The following is an 18,583-nucleotide window of genomic DNA, read 5'->3' as shown; positions in this document are numbered from 1 at the left end:
TCGCTTACACGCAGCAAACACAGAAGTGGTCCAGGTCACTGTCAGTGGCGTACGGCATGATGCGAGGCGTGACCAGACGCCTGATGCTGCTCGACACCGCCTCCCTGTACTTTCGTGCCTACTTCGGGGTCCCCGACTCGGTGAAGGCCCCGGACGGCACACCCGTGAACGCCGTGCGCGGTTTGCTGGAGTTCATCGACCGCCTGGTCAAGGACCACCGTCCGGACGACCTGGTGGCGTGCATGGACGCGGACTGGCGCCCGCAGTGGCGGGTCGACCTGATCCCCTCCTACAAGGCGCATCGGGTCGCCGTGGAGACCGAGGCCGGCCGCCCCGACGAGGAGGAGGTGCCGGACACGCTCTCCCCGCAGGTGCCGGTCATCGAGGACGTCCTCGACGCGCTGGGCATCGCACGCGTGGGAGTCGCGGGGTACGAGGCGGACGATGTGATCGGCACGTTCACCGGGCGCGCCACGGGCCCCGTCGACATCGTGACCGGCGACCGCGACCTGTACCAACTCGTCGACGACCAGCGGGGAGTCCGCGTCCTGTACCCCCTCAAGGGTGTCGGCACGCTCCAGCTCACCGACGAGGCGTGGCTGCGCGAGAAGTACGGGGTGGACGGCTCCGGGTACGCGGATCTGGCGCTGCTGCGCGGCGACCCGAGCGACGGTCTGCCGGGCGTGCCGGGAATCGGTGAGAAGACGGCGGCCAAGCTGCTCGACCAGTTCGGCGACCTGGCCGGGATCATGGCCGCGGTCGACGACCCGAAGGCCGGGCTGACTCCCTCTCAGCGCAAGCGGCTCGACGAGTCGCGACCGTATGTCGCCGTGGCGCCCAAGGTCGTACGGGTCGCCGGTGACGTCCCTCTGCCGGACGTCGACACCGCGCTGCCGCATACCCCGCGCGACCCTGCCGCCCTGGCGGAACTCGCCGCGCGCTGGGGTCTGGGCGGATCGCTGCAGCGGCTGCTCACGACGCTGGAAGTGTGAGGAGCGACACACTCGTAGCCGGAAAAGCGATGCGGTAGTGGCATTCTCGTCAAGAAGAGTGGCATTCTCAATTTAGGGTAGCCTTAGTTCTAGAGTGGCACTCGACCCTGGATGTCGGGCGACTCGAACCTCGATACAGAGAGCCGGAAGGCTTCTGACACGAGGGGATCAACTCAGGCAGAGGTGCTAACTTAGGTAAGCCTAAGCGAGCGAATGAGGAGGCCGTCATGGCAGAGCGTCCGGCACGCAGGTCCAGGAAGCCGCACTCCGCGCGGGTCGTGCGGACCGAGCGGCTGACGCCGCACATGCAGCGCGTGGTGCTGGGCGGCGAGGGCCTCGCCGAGTTCTCCGCGGGCACCAGCACCGACCACTATGTGAAGCTGCTGTTCGGCCCGGACGGCGTCACCTATCCCGAGCCGTTCGACATGGAGCGGATCCGCGAGGAACTGCCCCGTGAGCAGTGGCCGGTGACCCGGACGTACACCGTGCGCGCCTGGGACCCCGAACTGCGTGAGCTGACGCTCGACTTCGTGGTGCACGGCGACGAGGGCCTCGCCGGTCCGTGGGCGGCACGCGTCCAACCGGGCGAGACCGTGCGGTTCATGGGGCCGGGCGGTGCGTACGCGCCCGACGCGAGCGCCGACTGGCACCTGCTCGCCGGTGACGAGGCCGCGCTGCCCGCGATCGGCGCCGCCCTGGAGGCGCTGCCGGAAGGTGCCGTGGTCCGCGCCTTCGTGGAGATCTCCGGACCCGAGGAGGAGCAGAAGATCAACTCCGACGTGGAGGTCGTCTGGCTGCACCGCGGGGACCGGCCGGTAGGCGAGGCCCTGGTGGAGGCCGTCCACGCCCTCGACTTCCCGGCGGGCCGGGTGCACGCGTTCGTGCACGGCGAGGCGGGCTTCGTGAAGGAGCTGCGCCGGCTGCTGCGGGTGGAGCTCGAGGTCCCGCGCGAGGACCTGTCGATCTCCGGCTACTGGCGCCTGGGCCACAACGAGGACGGCTGGCAGGCTGCCAAGCGGGAGTGGAACGCACAGGTGGAGGCGGAGCAGGAGACGGCCCTGCCGGCCGCCTCCTGACTCCGGACCACTTGGGTCACACAGAACGCTGATACGACCTGAACGTACGGATCGACAGCCACACCGCCGCCACGGCCAGCGCGAGCAGGGCGCCCGAGCGGCCGAGTACCGCACTCCAGTCGGGATGCTCCGACATCGCCGAACGCCCCGCCACCATGGCCCAGTTGAGCGGATTGAAGTCGGCGATGTGCCGCATCCAGCCGGGCATCTGGGACGGGGCCATGAAGGCCGAGGACAGGAAGGTCAGCGGCAGCAGCAGAAACGTGTTGATGCCGATGATCGACTCCCGCTCCCGGACCAGCATGCCCAGCGCGTTGGACAGCGCCCCGAAGACGGTGCCGAGCAGCACCGCGGCGACGATCAGGACCGCGATGCCGCCGATGCCGCCCGGACAGTCCGCGCCGCCCAGCAGACCGAGCAGCACGATGACGACCGACTGCAACGCGGTGATCAGGCCGTTGTTGACGACATTGCCGTTCATCAGGGCCGCCCGGCTGACCGGCGTGGTCAGGAACCGGTCGAGCGTGCCGCGCTGGATCTCGTCCAGCGTGCCCATGCCCGCCCACATGTTGGAGCTGAGCGCACTCATCACGACCACACCCGGGACGAGGTAGTCCAGATACGAGGTGGTGCCGAAGCCGCCGAGTTCGACGACCTTCTTGAAGAGGTTGCCGAACAGGAACAGCCAGATCACCGGCTGGATCAGAGTGATGATCGCGTACGCGGGCTGACGTGCGAACACCATGAGTTGACGCTGCGTCATGTACCAGGTCTGGGAGACGGCGGTGCTCATCGGGCACCTCCGGCGAGGACGAGGTTGTCGCCGCTTTCCGCTTCCGCCTCCGCGTAACGGCGGCCCGCGTAGCGGAGGTAGACGTCGTCGAGCGAGGGACGGGCGACGGTCGCGGCGGCGACGTCGACCCCGGCGCGCTCCAGCGCCCCGAGCAGAGCGGGCATCGCGACGGCCCCGTCATCGGCGCGGACGCTGATGCGACGGCCGTCGAACAGCGTCTCGTGCACGCCCGGCAGCCCGGTGAGGGCACCGTTCAGCAGCGTACGACCGGCCTCGCCGACCGCCTCGCGCAGCTCCACATGGACGGCATCACCGCGGAGTTCGCCCTTCAGGGCGTCCGGTGTGCCCTCCACGACGACACGGCCGCGGTCGACGATCGCGATGCGCTCGGCGAGCCGGTCGGCCTCCTCCAGATAGTGCGTGGTGAGCAGGATGGTCAGCCCCTCCTCACCGGCGAGACGGGCGATCTCGTCCCACATCGCGGTGCGCGCCTCGGGGTCGAGACCGGTGGTCGGTTCGTCGAGGAAGAGCACCTCGGGGCGGTGGACGAGGCCGAGCGCCACGTCCAGGCGGCGCTTCATACCGCCCGAGTAGCCCTTGACCGGGCGCCGCGCCGCGTCGGCGAGCCTGAAACGGTCGAGCAGTTCGTCCACCCGGCGGTTCAGGTCGGCGCCCTTCAAGCCGTAGAGCCTGCCCTGGAGTTGGAGGTTCTCGCGGCCGGTCGCCACCGGATCGGCGCCGGAGTTCTGGGCCACCACGCCGATCGCGCGGCGCACCCTGCCGGGGTGGCGCAGCACGTCGTGGCCCGCGACGGTGGCGGTGCCCGAGTCGGGGCGGGCCAGGGTGGTGAGGATCTTCACGGTGGTGGACTTGCCGGCGCCGTTCGGGCCGAGCAGGCCGAAGACGGTGCCGGTCTCGACGGTGACGTCCAGGCCGCTGAGCGCGGTGACGTCACCCGGATAGGTCTTGATCAGCTGACGCGCCTCGACCGCGGGCGCACGGGTACTGCTCATGACGGGGGCTCTCCTGTGTGAGCGGTGTTCTCGGGTGGGTGTACCGATCCGATCCGCGTGAAGAGCGCCGGGCTATCCTGGGTGTGCCGCACCTCGATCGCCCGGAACTGCCTCACGGCGGGTTCGGTTCGGGGTTCGAGACCCTGGCCGGGCTGCTGCAACAGCCCTGCCGGGGTCCTTTTCCTCCGGCTGTCTCTCTTCTCGGCTACTTCTCTTCGAAGCCGCCTTCCAACTTCACGTACTCCTCGGGGACCTCCCCCGTCTCGCTGAAGCTCCGCCACTGCTCGACGCCGGGAAACGTGCCGTCCTTCAGCTCCGCCAGGAAGCCCCGGACCCAGGTCGCCTCCGCCTCGATCATGTGCAGCTGGTACTCGGACTCGATCAGGAAGAGCCGGGGCAGCGTCTCGTAGAGCTTCTCCAGGCCGCCGCGCAGGCTCGCGGCCCGCACCTCCAGCATGTTGAGCCGCTCCCCCAGCAGGCGTGTCACCTCGTCGGGATGGAGCACGCCCATCAACGAGAGCGCGGATTCGAAGATCGGATACTCCCGCGCCGGAACGGCGAGCAGATCCGACAGCCACTCCACGGCCTCGTCGCGTCCGGCCTCCGTGATGCCGTACAGCGTGCGCTCGGGGCGGTTGCCCTGCCGCTGCACCTCGGCGACCTCGACGAAACCGTGCTTCTCCAGGTTCTGCACGACCGTGTAGAGCGAGCCGTAGTTGATCTTCAGGCTGGTGTCCTTGCCACGGCGGCGCAGGGTCTGGGCCATCTCGTACGGATGCATCGGCTTCTCGGTGAGCAGCACCATGACCGCGAGTGCCAGCGGATTGCCGAGCTTCCGGCGTTTCGTCGCCACGCCGACCCCTCTCCCACTCCGTCGCCGAATATCCGTGGCCGAACATATCGCGTGTCGACAGCGAGCGTCAATACACACGATGTATCGCGATTCCCCGAGGGGCGCAAGGGCGTGAGGAGTTCGGCCCGCCTCCGACACGGCCGTGTCACGCGGGCGAAACAGGGTCTCCCTAATTTCTGTCACCCGACAGGAATCCAGCTTCCCCCTCGCCCCGCCCACCCTTCCGCGCCGAAGGCAGGTGCCACGTGACGACCACCGCCCCCTCCGACGTACGCCCCGATCCGCCGCAGTCCCCCGGCGACGGCTCCCTGGCCGAGTTCGGCTACCGTCAGGAGCTGCACCGCAGCCTCGGCCGGTACGCCTCGTTCGCCGCCGGTTTCTCGTTCATCTCCGTCCTGACGACCGTCTTCCAGTTCTTCGCCTTCGGATACGCGTTCGGCGGCCCCGTCTTCTTCTGGACCTGGCCGGCCGTGCTGGTGGGCCAGCTGATGGTCGCCGCCTGCTTCGCGGAGCTGGCCGCGCGCTATCCGATCTCGGGCGCGATCTACCAGTGGTCCTCGCGCCTGTCGAACCTCTCCTTCGGCTGGTTCGCCGGCTGGATCATGGTGATCGGACAGATCGTGGTGGTCGCGGCGGCGGCGCTCGCACTGCAGATGGTGCTGCCCGCGATCTGGTCCGGCTTCCAGCTGGTCGGCAGCGACCCGGCGCCCACCAGCCCCGACGGCGCGGCCAACGCGGCGGTCCTCGGCGTCGTCCTGCTCGTCCTGACCACGCTGGTGAACGTCATCGACAACCGCGTGATGTCCCTGATCAACCGGATCGGCGTCACCGCGGAGATCGTCGGCGCCGTCCTGATCATCGTGCTCCTGCTCACCCACTCCGAACGCTCCCCCGGCATCACCTTCCACACCGGCCAGGGCAGCACCGGCCTGTTCGGGGCGCTGATGGTGGGCTCGTTCATGGCCGCGTACGTCATGATCGGCTTCGACAGCGCCGGTGAGATGAGCGAGGAGACCCACAACCCGCGCCGCACCGCGCCCCGCACGATCCTCACCGCGCTCGGCGCGGCGGGCCTGCTCGGCGGACTGATCGTGCTCGGCGGACTGCTCGCCGCGCCCAGCCTCACCGACGGGCACCTGGGCGTCGACGGCCTGAGTTACGTCCTGACCAGCAGCCTCGGCGACGGGGTCGGCCGGGCGTTGCTCGCCGACGTGGTGGTGGCCATCGCGGTGGCGACGCTGGCGATCCAGACCGCCGCCTGCCGCATGCTCTTCTCGATGGCCCGCGACCACCAGCTCCCCTTCTCCCGCCGGCTCGCCGAGGTCAACCCGCGCACCGGTATGCCGAGCGCCCCCGCCCTGGTCGTCGGCGTCCTGTCCGCCGCCCTCCTGCTGCTCAACTTCGCCTCCCCGGACGCCTTCCTGGCGATCGGCACCACCTGCATCGTGATGCTGTACCTGGCCTACGCGATGGTGACCGGGCCGCTGCTGGTCCGCCGGCTGCGCGGGGAGTTCACCGCCGACGGCACCGACGAGACGGGCGCCCCGCTCTTCTCGCTGGGCCGCTGGGGCGTCCCCGTGAACGCCCTCGCCCTCCTGTACGGCCTCTTCATGACCGTCAACCTGGCCTGGCCGCGCGCCGAGGTGTACGACCCGGCGGGCGGGCACTGGTACTTCCAGTGGTTCACGCTGCTGTTCCTCGGCGTGACCCTGGTCGCGGGCGTGGCCTACCGGGCGTACAAGGTCCGGACGCCGGTGCCGGAGGCCCCCGAGGCGGTTCCCGCCTCGTACGCTTGACCAGGTGAGACGCAAGCCCCGGATCCCGCCCTCCCCCCTGCCGCAGCGCGACGGAGTCGACCCCGTGCGGGTCAGGCTGCCGCCGTACGGGGGGTGGGCGACCGTCCGCGAGCATCTGGTGGAGCGGCTCGCGGCGGGAGCCGGGGTGATCGACGGGATGTTCGGGGACGGGCTGATCGTCGGGGCGGACGGGCGGCCGGTCGCGTCCGACGCGGCCTATGTGCCGGGGATGTTCGTGTGGTTCCACCGGGAGCTGCCCGCCGAGGAGCGGGTGCCGTTCGCGCTCGACGTGGTGTACCGCGACGAGCACATCGTCGTCGCCGACAAGCCGCACTTCCTCGCCACCACCCCGCGCGGCAGCCATGTCGCCGAGACCGCGCTGGCCCGGCTGCGACAGGAGCTGGGCCTTCCGGCGATCGGCGCCGCGCACCGGCTCGACCGCCTCACGGCCGGCCTGGTGCTCTTCACCGTACGGCCCGAGGAACGCGGCGCCTACCAGTCGCTGTTCCGCGACAAGCTGGTCCACAAGGAGTACGAGGCGGTGGCCCCGTACGACGCGGGGCTCGCGCTGCCCCGCACGGTCCGCAGCCGGATCGTGAAGGAGCGCGGGGTGCTGGCCGCGCAGGAGGTGCCGGGCGAGCCGAACGCGGTCACACGGGTCGAACTCGCCGACCACCGGGAGGGGCTGGGCCGCTACCGGCTGCTGCCGAGCACCGGGCAGACCCATCAGCTGCGGGTGCACATGAACGCGCTGGGCGTGCCCCTGCTCGGCGATCCGCTCTACCCGGTGGTGACCGGCCCCGTGCCGGCCGGTGACTTCCGGCGTCCGCTCCAACTGCTGGCGCGGAGGCTGGAGTTCACCGATCCGGTCACGGGGCGGGCCCACCGGTTCGTCAGCGAGCGGGTGCTGCGGGCCTGGTCCTCGTACGACGCCTGGGCCCAGGAGCCGTGATCAGGGACGACCGGCGCGGGTGACGGTGATCGCCGACGGCCGGCGCCGGTACCCGGGATCGCCGACGGCCGGGCTCAGTAGCCCCGCCACCAGCGCAGGAAGCGCTGCCAGGCGCCGGGACGGCGTCCGGATCCCGGGGCCGGGGCCGGGGCCGGGGCCGGGGCCGGGGCCGGGGTCGTCCAGGGCGGCGTGCCGGATCGCGGGGCGGCGGCCGCCGGCTCGTCCGTGGTGACCTGCCAGTTCGACCGCTGCCGCGGGACCGGGTTGATGGCCGCCACTTCCTCGACCTCCTGCGGCGGCTGCGGCTCGAAGTACACCGGAAGCTCCACCAGGTGCCGCGACGACATCGAGGAGCGCCAGTGCAACTCGTCCTCGTCGCCGTAGAGTTCGACATCGGGCAGCCGGATCAGCAGTGCTTCGACGCCGACGTCCGCGATGGCACGGCCGATGTCCTGGCCCGGGCACTCGTGGGGTCCGCCGCCGAAGGCGAGGTGGGCGCGGTTGCCCATCATGTTGGCGCTGAGGTCGGGGCGCACCCGGGGGTCGATGTTGCCCGGCGCGATACCGAGGATCAGACCGTCGCCCCGGCGGATCTGCCGGTCTCCCAACTCCGTGTCGTGCTTGGCGAAGTAGCCGAGGACGGCGCTGAACGGCGGCTCGTCCCACAGGGACTGCTCGACCGCCTCGGGGACCGTCATCTGCCCCCCGTTCAGCTGGGCGCGGAAACGCGGGTCGATGAGCACCACGCGCAGCACATTGGCGAGGAGGTTGGCGGTGGCCTCGTACGCGGCGAGCAGGACCAGCCGCAGATGCTGGGAGACCTCGTCGTCGGTGAGCCGGGCCGGGTGGTTGATCAGGATGCTGGTGAAGTCCTCCGTGGTCTCGGCCCGGCGCCGGGCGGTGTGCCGGACCAGGATGTTCATGACGTACTCGTTGCTGGCGATGGCGGTCTCGGTGCCCTTGAGCAGGTCGCGGGTGGCCTGCACCAGCCGGTCGTCGTACTCCTCGGGCATGCCGAGGATCTCGCACATCACGGCCATCGGAAGGTGCTCGGCGAACTGACTGACGAGGTCGGCCCGGCCCTTCTCGCAGAACTGGTTGACGAGGAGCTGGGTCGCGCGGTTGATGTGCCGACGAATGGTGCGGTGGTTGATGGTCGACATGGCGCCCATGACCGCGCCGCGCAGCCGCAGGTGTTCGTCGCCCTCGGCGTGGGAACAGATGGGCTGCCAGGCGATGTGCGGAGCGAGTGGGTGGTCGGCGCCCGCGGTGCCGTCCTGGACGGCCCTCCACAGTCGGCTGTCCCGGGAGAAGTGCGTGGGGGTGCTCACCATGTGCAGGTTCTCCGCATGGCCGAGCACCACCCAGATCGGCACGTCGTTGTGGAGCAGGACGGGGGCCACCGCACCGTGCTCCTCGCGGAGTTGCTCGTACAGGTCTCCCAGTTCGTCCGCCTCGGCGCCGTACAGCCGGCGCAGCCCGCCGGGACCGAGTCCGTGGGCGGGGCAGCCGGGCGGCGGGTCGAGCGTACGGTCGTCCGTACCGGCCGGGGAGTGGGATTCAGGCGTCACGGTGATCGCTCCGAAACTGAAGTGGATTCCGAAACCGGAGTGGATCCGGGTGTCTTGGGGTTGGTCCGGCGTCTTCGGGGTTGGTCCGGCGTCTTCGGGTGGGCCGGGTGCCTTGGAAGTGAAGTGGTCCGGCGTCTTGCGGGGGACGTGGCGGTCGCTGCGGCATCAGGCGCGCGACCGGCGCATCGCGAGCGAGTGCAGGAAGTGCATCAGTGTCATCAGGACGTCCCGGCTGGAGGCCCGGCGGCGCGCGTCGCACTGCACGATCGGGATCTCCTCGGCCAGGTCGAGCGCGGCGCGCAGGTGCTCGACCGGGTAGGTGGGCGCGTCCGGGAAGGTGTTCACGGCGACGACGAACGGCACACCGCGCTCCTCCAGGCGGCCGATCACTTCGAAGCTGACTTCCAGCCGGCGGGTGTCGATCAGGACGACCGCGCCGAGCGCGCCCTCGAAGAGGCCGTTCCACAGGAACCAGAAGCGCTCCTGGCCGGGGGTGCCGAAGAGATAGAGCACCAGCTGTTCCGTGATGCTGATGCGGCCGAAGTCCATGGCGACGGTGGTCGCGGTCTTGGTCTCCGAGCCGTAGTTGTCGTCGACGCCGATGCCGGCCTGCGTCATGGTCTCCTCGGTGGTCAGCGGCTTGATCTCGCTGACGGCACCCACCATGGTCGTCTTGCCGACCCCGAAACCGCCCACGATCACGATCTTCACGGCTGCCTTCGCCGTGTGCGGCAGATGGTCCTCGGCGCGCGGGCCCGTGATCGTGTCAGAGCTTTTGAAGTCCATGCATCACCGCTTCGAGGAGGGAACGGTCGGGGAGCGCCGAGCGGACGATCGGGGCGCGCGCCTGTACCAGTTCGGCCGCCAGCAGCTCGGTGAGCAGGACGGTCACCACGCTGAACGGCAGATTGAGATAGGCCGAGATCTCGGCCACGGACAGAGGTGCCTTGCAGAGCCGGAGCAGCACCGACTGCTCCGGCTGGGTGGTGGGCGACGGCGCGTCGGCGCGCGCCACGATTAAGGTGACCAGGTCCAGTTCGGCCCGCTCGCCGCCCTCGCCCCCGGTGAGCACATACAGGCGCCCCGGGGCCTTGGGGTCCTCTTCCTGACCGTCCTGGCCGTCCTGGCCGTCCTGGCCCTGTTGGCCTTCCCGGTCTTGAGGAGGGCGCTCTTTGGGGGGCTCGGTGAACTCTTCCTTGGGGTAGCGCCGTCGGCGTTGCGGAGGAGTCATACGGTCTGCCCGTTGCGCCGCGGCGGGCTGGTCAGATGGGCGCCGATCCGCGCGACGAGGTCACTCATGCGGTTGCTCATCAGGCCGGGCTCCGCGATCCGGTTGGCGAGCACGGCGAGATAGGCGTTGGCCCCGGCCGACATCAGATAGAAGTAGCCCTGGTCGATCTCGATGAGGACCATGTGCATCGTGCCGTCGCTGCGGGGGACCTCGCCGGCGACGGCTCCGGCCAGGCTCTGCAGGCCCGCGCAGGCCGCGGCGACACGGTCGGCCGCGTCGGGGTCGCCGCCGTAGCGGGCGATGCGCAGTCCGTCGGCGGAGAGCACCACGATCTGCTGGATGCCCGGTACACCGTCGGCGAGATCCCTGAGCATCCAGTCGAAGTCGTCCGTCTGCCGGATCACTTGAGGTCCCCCTCGTCGTCGGCCTCCGGGGCCGCCTGGTTGTTCCTGGTGAGCGCGTTCGGGTCCGGGTCACGCTTGAGGCCTTGCCAGAACGCCTCGACCCACCTCCCCGGTTGGTGCGGCTCCTTCTTCGGGGCGGCGGGCTCGGCTTCCCAGGAGGGCGCCGCGGCCGCGGCCGCCGCTTCCGCCTCGGCTGCCTCGGCCGCTTCGGCGTACCGCTGGCTGAGCGGGATCTTGACCCTGCTGCGGCGCTGCGGCAGGCCGTTGGCCGTCCACTCGGTGACCACGGGGATGTCGTCGTCCCAGGACCCGTCGATCTGCTCGGGCAGCCGCGGTCCGGCGGTCGGGCGGCGCTTCTTCGGCTTCCGGTCGGGCCCCTCGACACCGTCGGTGTCCAGGGTCGCCACGGAGTTCACGCCCACGCCGTGCGCCACACTGAGGGCGACGTTCTTGTCCTTGGCGAGCATGTTGCTCGGCACGACGACGACGACGCGGACACCGCCGTACGCGGACTGCCGGACCGCGATCTTCATGTTGTACATCTTCGAGAGCCGGCCCACTACGGGGATGCCGAGCCGAGGGGCCTCGCCGAGAGTCTGAAGGTCGGTGCCTGCCGCGGCCTGCCGCAGCAGTTCCTCCATCTTTCCGCGGGCCTCTTCGTTGAAGCTGACGCCGGAGTCCTCGATCTCGATGGCGACACCGGTCTGCACCTTGAGTGCGGTCAGGTGCACCTTGCTGTTCGGCGGCGAGTAGCGCGTCGCGTTGTCGAGGAGTTCGGCGACGGCGTGGATGACCGGTTCGACGTGGAGGCCATTGACGTTGACCTCGGCGATCGAGTGCAGCTCGATGCGGCGGTATTCCAGGATCCGGGACATCGCGCCGCGCATCACGCTGAACAACGGCACGGGCTTGGGCCAGTTGCGGCCCGGGCGGCCACCGCCGAGCACCGCGATGGAGTCGGTGAGTCGGCCGATCAGCGCGGTGCCGTGGTCGATGCGCAGCAGGTCGTCGAAGACCTCGGGATTGCGCCCGTGGTCCTCCTCCATCTCGCGCAGTTCCTTGTTCTGCTGGTGGACGATCGCCTGGACGCGCCGGGCGATGTTGACGAAGGAGCGGTGCGAGGAGTCGAGCAGCAGCTTCTCGGTGTCCAGCAGTTGGAGGAAGGTGTGCAGCAAGTCCCGCTGCGAATCGGAGACTTCGGGCAGGCCGGGGTCGCCGACGGCGACGGTGCGCGCCACTTTCTCGGGGTTGCCGCCCCGGTTCAGCCGCCTGACCGAGGCGGGCAGGACTTCCTTGTGGAAGCGCACGATGTCCTGGTCGTGGGCGGCGATGCGCTCTTCGAGGTACGCGGTCCGGCGGGCGAACTCGGCGCGCAGGTCACGGATGACGCGTCCACGGCGTACGGCTTCGGCCGCGACCGCGATCACCAGCAGTGTGGCGATGCCGCCGCACCAGCCGACGGCGGCCCGGGCCGGGCCCGTCACCACGGCGACGGCGGCCCCGGTCACCGCGGCCATCAGTATGGCCGGCAGCAACAGCACACGCGCGTAGGGAAGTTCTCGGCCACCGGGAGGCAATTGAACACTCACCATGTATGCCCTCTGAGACAAATCGGCTGGGGGTCGGGGGGATTTTGTGGGGAAACGGCATGGTCAAACAGAATCTTCGGAACTTTTTGGGAACAAGCGCACGAATACACCTCAACTCGGTGCGCTGCGGGCGAGCTTAGTCCGACCGGATCATCGCCGTGTCATATTCAGCAACCACCTGAAATCGCCCTCGCGGCAGGAGTACCCTCATCCCCATTTGCACGCACAGGATTCACTCGCACACGCTGAGTAGCGACGTACGGGCATACGAAAGCCGCGCCCCACAGGGCGGTACGTCAGATTCCGGCGATCCGCAGCGCCGCGTCGGCGGTGGCTTCGGCGAAGGCCGACACAGGGCGTTCCGGGTCGGAGCGGTGTACGAGAATCACACCTTCGATGAGGCCGAACAGCAGATCCGTCCGCAGATCGAGTTCACTCTTGACGAGCGCGCCACCCGCGGGCGTCGCGGCCAGCAACTGCCGATAGGCGTCCTTCAACTCGGCCCGTACGGCGTGGAAGCCGGCGAAGCGCTCGGCGCGCACCTCGGGCAGCAGATACAGCCCGCCGAGGTTGTGCGGGCCTCCGCAGAGCAGTTCCACATCGGTGCGGCACAGCTCCCAGAGCCGGCCCTCCGGCGGGGTCGCGTCGTCCGCGAGGAGCCCCCGGGCGTAGGCCAGTGAGGGCGTGACCGTGGATTCCAGGAGCTCGGCGAGCAGCTCCTCCTTGCCGGAGACGTAGTGGTACATGGACGCCTGGCGCATGCCCGCCCGCTCGGCGACGGCGCGGGTGGTCGTCGCGGCGTAACCGCGGGTGGTGAACAACTCGGCGGCGGCGTCCAGCAGTTCGTCGCGCGGCGACAGTCCACTGTCCGGCCGCTGCGCGACCCGCGGCCGGCCAACCCGTCGCCCACCACCGGTTCCCATACGTTCGATCCTCGCACACCACCACGCCCCCACAAGGGGCACGGTGAACTGCGCACCCAGCCACACACAACCCGCGGACACGAACCGACGACACCCCCATCAGGGGCACGGTGAACTGCGCGCCCAGCCACACACGATCCGCGGACACGAACCGACAGCACCCCCCATCAGAGGCGCGGGGAACTGCGCGACCAGCCCCCACCCACCCGCAGCTCCAAGCCCGCGGAACCCCGTAGAACCCCGCGGAGCGACCCCGCGGAGCAACCCCGTGAGGCCTCGGTAACCGGACAGCAACACACGAGACACGGCCCCGACCCGCCCCGCCCCTAATTTCTGTCGGGCGACAGAAATAACCCAGGAGCCGGAGGACTCGCCATGGCGACAGCGACCACTTACGGAGCCCGTGCCCACGCCCGCGCACAGGACGGCTCGCATGCCGAAGCCATGCCCGTCGTCCCGGCGAGCACCTGGCCGACGCCCCCCTGCGAGGCGGGCCACCTGGTGTGGGCGGAGACGGTGGCAGGCGGCAACTACACGCACAGAGTGCTGGCCCGCGGCACGGAGCTCAGGCTGACCGACCTCAGGGGCGACGCCTGCGCCCACCTGCTCCTCCACTCCGCCGACCGCCCGTGGGAGCGCCTGAACGTGGCGGACACGGTCAAGGTCCAGTGGAACGCCTATCTGGGCGAGGGGCAGCTGCTCCTCTCCGACCAGGGCCGCGTCCTCGCCTCGCTGGTCGCCGACACCTCCGGGCGGCACGACGCCCTGTGCGGCACCTCCACCCTCGTACGCAACACGCGGCGCTACGGCGACGGCACCCCGCAGTCCGCGTTCCCCGCCGGGCGCGAGCTGTTCAAGCTGGCCGCCGCCAAGAACGGCCTCGAACCACGCGATCTGCCGCCCTCGCTCTCCTTCTTCCAGGGCGTGGAGGTCCGCGACGACGGCTCACTGGACTTCACCGGTTCGGCGGGGCCGGGCGGCAGCGTGACCTTGCGCGCCGAACAGGACGTCACCGTGCTGATCGCGAACGTGCCGCACCCCGCCGACCCCCGTACGGAGTACGTCAGCACTCCGCTGGAGGTCCTGGCCTGGCGCGCGGCGCCGACCGAGCCCGGCAGCCCGCTGTGGGAGGCCACGCCCGAGGGCCGCCGCGCGTTCCTGAACACCGCCGAGTTCCTTGCCGCGAGGGGGATCGCATGACCCGCACGACCGAACCGGCCGACACGACCGACCCGGCCCGCACCACCGTCCCGGCCCGCGCCGCCTGGTCCGCCGTCGTCCGCGCCGGCGAGACGCTCACCGTCACCGACCTGCACGGCAACCAGGCCGTCGACTTCCTGGTGTACGACGCCCACGACACGGCCGTCCGCTACAGCGCGCCCGACACGATCCACGCGCAGGGCAACCTCTTCCTCACCACCGGCAGCGTGCTGATGTCCAACGAGCACACCCCGCTGATGACCGTGGTCGAGGACCAGGTCGGCCGGCACGACACGGTCGGCGGCGCCTGCTCCAAGGAGTCGAACACCCTCCGCTACGGCCACCACACCTGGTCCCAGCACGCCTGCGTGGACAACTTCCTCGCGGAGGGCGCCAAGTACGGCCTCGGCAAGCGCGACCTCGTCTCGAACATCAACTGGTACATGAACGTGCCGGTCGAGAAGGACGGCACCCTCGGCATCGTCGACGGCATCTCGGCCCCGGGGCTCAGGCTGACGCTGCGCGCCGAGTGCGACGTCCTCGTGCTGGTCTCCAACTGCCCGCAGATCAACAACCCCTGCAACGGCTTCGAGCCGACGGCCGTCGAGATGACGATCAGCGGGGCGGGCACCGCATGAGCCCCCGGGACTCCGCGCCGGGCTTCGACACCCTGCTGGTCGCCAACCGGGGCGAGATCGCGGTACGGATCATCCGCACGGCCCGCGCACTCGGTCTGCGTACGGTCGCCGTGTACTCCGACCCCGACCGCTCCGCCCCCCATGTCCGGCTCGCCGACGAGGCGGTACGGCTGGGTCCGGCGCCCGCCAAGGAGTCGTACCTCGATGCCGACCTGGTCCTGAAGGCGGCCAAGGACACCGGCGCCGGGGCGATCCACCCCGGGTACGGCTTCCTGTCCGAGGACGCGGGCTTCGCGCGGCGCTGCGAGGACGCCGGGATCGTGTTCGTGGGGCCGACGCCGGAACAGCTGGAGCTGTTCGGGGCGAAGCACACGGCACGGGCGGCGGCGCAGGCCGCCGGGGTGCCGCTGGCGCCGGGCACCGGACTTCTCGCCGGCCTCCCGGAGGCTCTGCGGGCGGCCGCCCGTATCGGCTATCCCGTGATGCTCAAGGCCACCGGCGGTGGCGGCGGCATCGGTATGTCGGCATGTCGCTCCGCCGATGAACTGACCGAGGCATGGGACCGGGTACAGCGTGTCGCGGCGGCCTCCTTCTCCTCCGCCGGGGTCTTCCTGGAACGGTTGGTCGAGCGGGCCCGCCATGTGGAGGTCCAGGTCTTCGGCGACGGCCGGGGCCGTGTCGTCACCTTCGGAGACCGCGACTGCTCGCTCCAGCGCCGCAACCAGAAGGTCCTGGAGGAGGCCCCGGCACCAGGACTGCCGTCCCACGTGCGCGCACAACTCACCGCTGCGGCACGCGATTTGTGCGCCTCGGTGGACTACCGCTCGGCCGGAACCGTCGAGTTCGTCTACGACGCCGCGCGCGAGGAGGCGTACTTCCTGGAGGTCAACACCCGCCTCCAGGTGGAGCACCCGGTCACCGAGGAGATCTACGGGGTCGACCTCGTCGCCTGGATGCTGCGGCTCGCGCGCGGGGAGTCGGAGGTCGTACGGGATCCGGGGGCGCCCCGGGGTCACGCCGTCGAGGCCCGGGTGTACGCCGAGGACCCCTCGCGCGACCACCGGCCGAGCGCGGGCCTGCTGACACGGGTCGAGTTCCCCGGCGACGTCCGCGTGGACGGCTGGGTGGAGACGGGCACCGAGGTGACCACGTCGTACGACCCGATGCTCGCGAAGGTCATCGCGTACGGGCCGGACCGGGCGCACGCCCTGGAGCGCCTCGACGAGGCGCTGGCCAGGACCCGGGTGGACGGCATCGAGACGAATCTCGGGCTGGTGCGGGCCGCGCTCGCCGACCACTCCTTCCGGGAGGCGACGCACTCCACGGCGACGCTGACCGGGGTCACCGATCCCACCCGGCGCATCGAGGTCGTGTCCGGCGGGACACTCACCACGGTCCAGGACTGGCCCGGCCGCACCGGCTACTGGCAGGTGGGCGTACCGCCGTGCGGCCCGATGGACGACCTGTCCTTCCGGCTCGGCAACCGCGCCCTCGGCAACCACGAGGGGGCACCCGGTCTGGAGTGCACCCTCAAGGGGCCGACGCTGCGCTTCACCCATGCCACGACGGTCTGCGTCACGGGCGCTCCGGCGCCGGTCACCGTGGACGGCACGACGGTCGCGCAGTGGGAGCCGGTGACGGTGCCCGCGGGGGCCCTGCTGGAGGTCGGCGCCCCCGCCGAACACGGCCTGCGCACCTACGTGCTGTTCGCGGGCGAGGGCCTGGACGTGCCGGCCTTCCTCGGCAGCGCGTCCACCTTCACGCTGGGCCGGTTCGGCGGGCACGGCGGCCGGACCCTGCGGACGGGGGACGTGCTGCACGGCGGCTCCGCCACGGACGGCGGAACACCCGTGCCGCCCGCCGACCGCCCCGCCTTCGGCTCCCGGTGGCGGGTCGGCGCGCTGGAAGGCCCGCACGCCGCACCGGAGTTCTTCACCGAGGACGACATCCACGACTTCTACGCCGCCGACTGGAAGGTCCACTTCAACTCGGCGCGCACGGGCGTACGGCTGGTCGGGCCGAAGCCCCGCTGGGCACGCACCGACGGCGGCGAGGCGGGCCTGCACCCGTCCAACATCCACGACACGCCGTACTCGGTCGGTGCCGTCGACTACACGGGCGACATGCCGGTGCTGCTCGGCCCCGACGGCCCCTCGCTCGGCGGATTCGTCTGCCCGGCGACGGTCGTCAGCACGGAACGCTGGAAACTCGGCCAGCTGCGCCCCGGCGACACCGTGCGCTTCGCTCCGCTCGCCGACGACGGCTCGCGGCGGCCCGCGATCGTCGACGGCGGGGTGCTCGCACGGGACGGCGACGTGACGTACCGCCGCAGCGGCGACGACAACCTGCTCGTCGAATTCGGACCGCCGCAGCTGGACCTGGCGCTGCGCATGCGGGTCCACGCGCTGATGGAGGCGGTCGCCGAGGCCGCCCTCGACGGCGTCACGGACCTGACACCGGGCATCCGCTCCCTGCAGATCCAGACCGACCCGCGCAGGCTGCCTCAGCAGGAACTCCTCACCGCCGTGCGGGAGACGGTCCGCACGCTCCCGCCGAGCGACCGGCTGGTGGTCCCCTCCCGCACGATCCACCTCCCCCTGTCCTGGGACGACCCCGCGACCCGCGAGGCGATCGCCCGCTACATGGCGGGCGTCCGCGACGACGCGCCCTGGTGCCCGTGGAACATCGAGTTCATCCGCCGTGTGAACGGCCTGGACTCGGTGGACGACGTGTACCGCACGGTGTTCGACGCGGAATACCTCGTCCTGGGCCTGGGAGACGTGTACCTGGGCGCGCCGGTGGCGACCCCGCTGGACCCGCGCCACCGCCTGGTGACCACCAAGTACAACCCGGCGCGCACCTGGACCGCCGAGAACTCGGTCGGCATCGGCGGCGCCTATCTCTGCGTCTACGGCATGGAGGGTCCCGGCGGCTACCAGTTCGTCGGCCGTACGACCCAGGTGTGGTCCGGCTGGCAGCAGCGCGGCGCCTTCGAGCCGGGCTCACCCTGGCTGCTGCGCTTCTTCGACCGCATCAAGTGGTACGCCGTCGAGCCCGACGAACTCCTCGACCTGCGCGCCGACATCATCTCGGGCCGCTTCGTGCCCCGGATCGAGGAGGGTGTCTTCTCGCTGGCCGAGTACGAGGCCTTCCTCGCCGCCCACTCCGAGTCGATCGAGGAGTTCCGGGCCCGGCAGGGAGCGGCGTTCACCGCCGAGCGGGATGCCTGGGAGGCGGCGGGCGAGTTCGCCCGCGCGGACGCCGCTGACGCCCCGGCGGCGCCCCCCGCCGAGGTGACCGTCCCCGCCGGCGGCCGTCTGATCGAGGCCGAGTTCGCGGCCTCCGTGTGGCAGCTGAACGTCGAGCCGGGCGACCGGGTGACGACCGGCCAGCCCCTGCTGGCGTTGGAGGCGATGAAGATGGAGTCCAGGGTGCCCGCCCCGATGGACGGAGTGGTCCAACAGGTCCTCACCAGGCCGGGCGCCCAGGTCGAGGCGGGCACGGCACTGGTGGTCCTGGTACCCGCAGGTCCCACAGCGCCGTGAAAACGCC

The 18,583-nt window shown here is 70.6% G+C and carries 16 protein-coding genes; 7 read left to right on the top strand and 9 right to left on the bottom strand.

The genetic code is table 11. From position 1 onward, the window contains the following. Positions 1 to 59 precede the first annotated feature (59 nt). Positions 60 to 992 (top strand): 5'-3' exonuclease, encoded by a 933-nt coding sequence (locus RV986_RS41240; protein WP_475924620.1) that lies wholly within the window; start codon positions 60 to 62, stop codon positions 990 to 992. A gap of 227 nt (positions 993 to 1,219) precedes the next feature. Beyond that, positions 1,220 to 2,068, top strand: a complete 849-nt coding sequence (locus RV986_RS41235; RefSeq protein WP_475922283.1) for a siderophore-interacting protein — start codon at positions 1,220 to 1,222, stop codon at positions 2,066 to 2,068. Positions 2,069 to 2,084: 16 nt separating this feature from the next. On the opposite strand, the gene RV986_RS41230 is transcribed toward RV986_RS41235, so the two are convergent. The 3 genes from RV986_RS41230 to RV986_RS41220 all read right to left on the bottom strand — a co-directional run bounded on the left by RV986_RS41230 (position 2,085) and on the right by RV986_RS41220 (position 4,727). Further along, on the bottom strand, positions 2,085 to 2,861 hold the full coding sequence (locus RV986_RS41230; RefSeq protein ID WP_475922282.1) for an ABC transporter permease: 777 nt from the start codon (positions 2,859 to 2,861) through the stop codon (positions 2,085 to 2,087). Continuing rightward, positions 2,858 to 3,874: an ATP-binding cassette domain-containing protein gene (locus tag RV986_RS41225; protein WP_475922281.1), complete on the bottom strand. Its 1,017-nt coding sequence runs from the start codon at positions 3,872 to 3,874 to the stop codon at positions 2,858 to 2,860. The genes RV986_RS41230 and RV986_RS41225 overlap by 4 nt, the downstream gene beginning before the upstream one ends. Before the next feature lie 205 nt (positions 3,875 to 4,079). Beyond that, entirely contained in the window at positions 4,080 to 4,727 is a 648-nt protein-coding gene (locus RV986_RS41220; protein ID WP_475922280.1) for a PadR family transcriptional regulator, read from the bottom strand. Between the two features lie 245 nt (positions 4,728 to 4,972). Here RV986_RS41220 and RV986_RS41215 point away from each other — a divergent pair, with 245 nt between their 5' ends. Further along, on the top strand, positions 4,973 to 6,523 hold the full coding sequence (locus RV986_RS41215) for an amino acid permease (RefSeq protein WP_475922279.1): 1,551 nt from the start codon (positions 4,973 to 4,975) through the stop codon (positions 6,521 to 6,523). A gap of 4 nt (positions 6,524 to 6,527) precedes the next feature. Further along, positions 6,528 to 7,475: an RluA family pseudouridine synthase gene (locus tag RV986_RS41210; RefSeq protein WP_475922278.1), complete on the top strand. Its 948-nt coding sequence runs from the start codon at positions 6,528 to 6,530 to the stop codon at positions 7,473 to 7,475. A gap of 74 nt (positions 7,476 to 7,549) precedes the next feature. Here RV986_RS41210 and RV986_RS41205 read toward each other — a convergent pair whose 3' ends face one another. From RV986_RS41205 to RV986_RS41180, 6 genes are all read right to left on the bottom strand, one after another. Continuing rightward, on the bottom strand, positions 7,550 to 9,046 hold the full coding sequence (locus RV986_RS41205) for a cytochrome P450 (RefSeq protein WP_475922277.1): 1,497 nt from the start codon (positions 9,044 to 9,046) through the stop codon (positions 7,550 to 7,552). Between the two features lie 165 nt (positions 9,047 to 9,211). Next, on the bottom strand, positions 9,212 to 9,832 hold the full coding sequence (locus RV986_RS41200; RefSeq protein ID WP_475922276.1) for a GTP-binding protein: 621 nt from the start codon (positions 9,830 to 9,832) through the stop codon (positions 9,212 to 9,214). Then, positions 9,813 to 10,277: a DUF742 domain-containing protein gene (locus tag RV986_RS41195; protein ID WP_475922275.1), complete on the bottom strand. Its 465-nt coding sequence runs from the start codon at positions 10,275 to 10,277 to the stop codon at positions 9,813 to 9,815. Before RV986_RS41195 ends, RV986_RS41200 begins: the two co-directional genes overlap by 20 nt. Next, positions 10,274 to 10,651 (bottom strand): roadblock/LC7 domain-containing protein, encoded by a 378-nt coding sequence (locus RV986_RS41190; RefSeq protein WP_475924619.1) that lies wholly within the window; start codon positions 10,649 to 10,651, stop codon positions 10,274 to 10,276. The genes RV986_RS41195 and RV986_RS41190 overlap by 4 nt, the downstream gene beginning before the upstream one ends. Before the next feature lie 26 nt (positions 10,652 to 10,677). Next, positions 10,678 to 12,273 carry an ATP-binding protein gene (locus RV986_RS41185; protein WP_475922274.1) on the bottom strand — a complete coding sequence of 532 codons (1,596 nt, stop codon included), beginning with the start codon at positions 12,271 to 12,273 and terminating at the stop codon, positions 10,678 to 10,680. 293 nt (positions 12,274 to 12,566) lie between these two features. Further along, a complete protein-coding gene (locus RV986_RS41180) occupies positions 12,567 to 13,193 on the bottom strand; it encodes a TetR/AcrR family transcriptional regulator (RefSeq protein ID WP_475922273.1) in 627 nt (208 codons plus the stop codon). A gap of 375 nt (positions 13,194 to 13,568) precedes the next feature. On the opposite strand from RV986_RS41180, the gene RV986_RS41175 reads away from it, so the two are divergent. The 3 genes from RV986_RS41175 to RV986_RS41165 are packed head-to-tail and all read left to right on the top strand — an operon-like array spanning position 13,569 to position 18,576. Continuing rightward, positions 13,569 to 14,393 carry an urea amidolyase associated protein UAAP1 gene (locus RV986_RS41175; protein WP_475922272.1) on the top strand — a complete coding sequence of 275 codons (825 nt, stop codon included), beginning with the start codon at positions 13,569 to 13,571 and terminating at the stop codon, positions 14,391 to 14,393. After that, positions 14,390 to 15,031: an urea amidolyase associated protein UAAP2 gene (locus RV986_RS41170; protein ID WP_475922271.1), complete on the top strand. Its 642-nt coding sequence runs from the start codon at positions 14,390 to 14,392 to the stop codon at positions 15,029 to 15,031. Before RV986_RS41175 ends, RV986_RS41170 begins: the two co-directional genes overlap by 4 nt. Continuing rightward, positions 15,028 to 18,576 (top strand): 5-oxoprolinase/urea amidolyase family protein, encoded by a 3,549-nt coding sequence (locus tag RV986_RS41165; RefSeq protein WP_475922270.1) that lies wholly within the window; start codon positions 15,028 to 15,030, stop codon positions 18,574 to 18,576. The genes RV986_RS41170 and RV986_RS41165 overlap by 4 nt, the downstream gene beginning before the upstream one ends. Positions 18,577 to 18,583: the final 7 nt, after the last annotated feature.

Source organism: Streptomyces sp. RLA012 (assembly GCF_056270325.1).
This window is presented reverse-complemented; position numbering and strand designations above follow the sequence as displayed.

Coding starts and splice junctions, on each gene's coding strand:
- RV986_RS41240 (WP_475924620.1), top strand. CDS start 60: ATGCGAGGCGTGACCAGACGCCTGATGCTGCTCGACACCGCCTCCCTG.
- RV986_RS41235 (WP_475922283.1), top strand. CDS start 1,220: ATGGCAGAGCGTCCGGCACGCAGGTCCAGGAAGCCGCACTCCGCGCGG.
- RV986_RS41230 (WP_475922282.1), bottom strand. CDS start 2,861: ATGAGCACCGCCGTCTCCCAGACCTGGTACATGACGCAGCGTCAACTC.
- RV986_RS41225 (WP_475922281.1), bottom strand. CDS start 3,874: ATGAGCAGTACCCGTGCGCCCGCGGTCGAGGCGCGTCAGCTGATCAAG.
- RV986_RS41200 (WP_475922276.1), bottom strand. CDS start 9,832: ATGGACTTCAAAAGCTCTGACACGATCACGGGCCCGCGCGCCGAGGAC.
- RV986_RS41195 (WP_475922275.1), bottom strand. CDS start 10,277: ATGACTCCTCCGCAACGCCGACGGCGCTACCCCAAGGAAGAGTTCACC.
- RV986_RS41190 (WP_475924619.1), bottom strand. CDS start 10,651: ATGCTCAGGGATCTCGCCGACGGTGTACCGGGCATCCAGCAGATCGTG.
- RV986_RS41185 (WP_475922274.1), bottom strand. CDS start 12,273: ATGGTGAGTGTTCAATTGCCTCCCGGTGGCCGAGAACTTCCCTACGCG.
- RV986_RS41180 (WP_475922273.1), bottom strand. CDS start 13,193: ATGGGAACCGGTGGTGGGCGACGGGTTGGCCGGCCGCGGGTCGCGCAG.
- RV986_RS41175 (WP_475922272.1), top strand. CDS start 13,569: ATGGCGACAGCGACCACTTACGGAGCCCGTGCCCACGCCCGCGCACAG.
- RV986_RS41170 (WP_475922271.1), top strand. CDS start 14,390: ATGACCCGCACGACCGAACCGGCCGACACGACCGACCCGGCCCGCACC.
- RV986_RS41165 (WP_475922270.1), top strand. CDS start 15,028: ATGAGCCCCCGGGACTCCGCGCCGGGCTTCGACACCCTGCTGGTCGCC.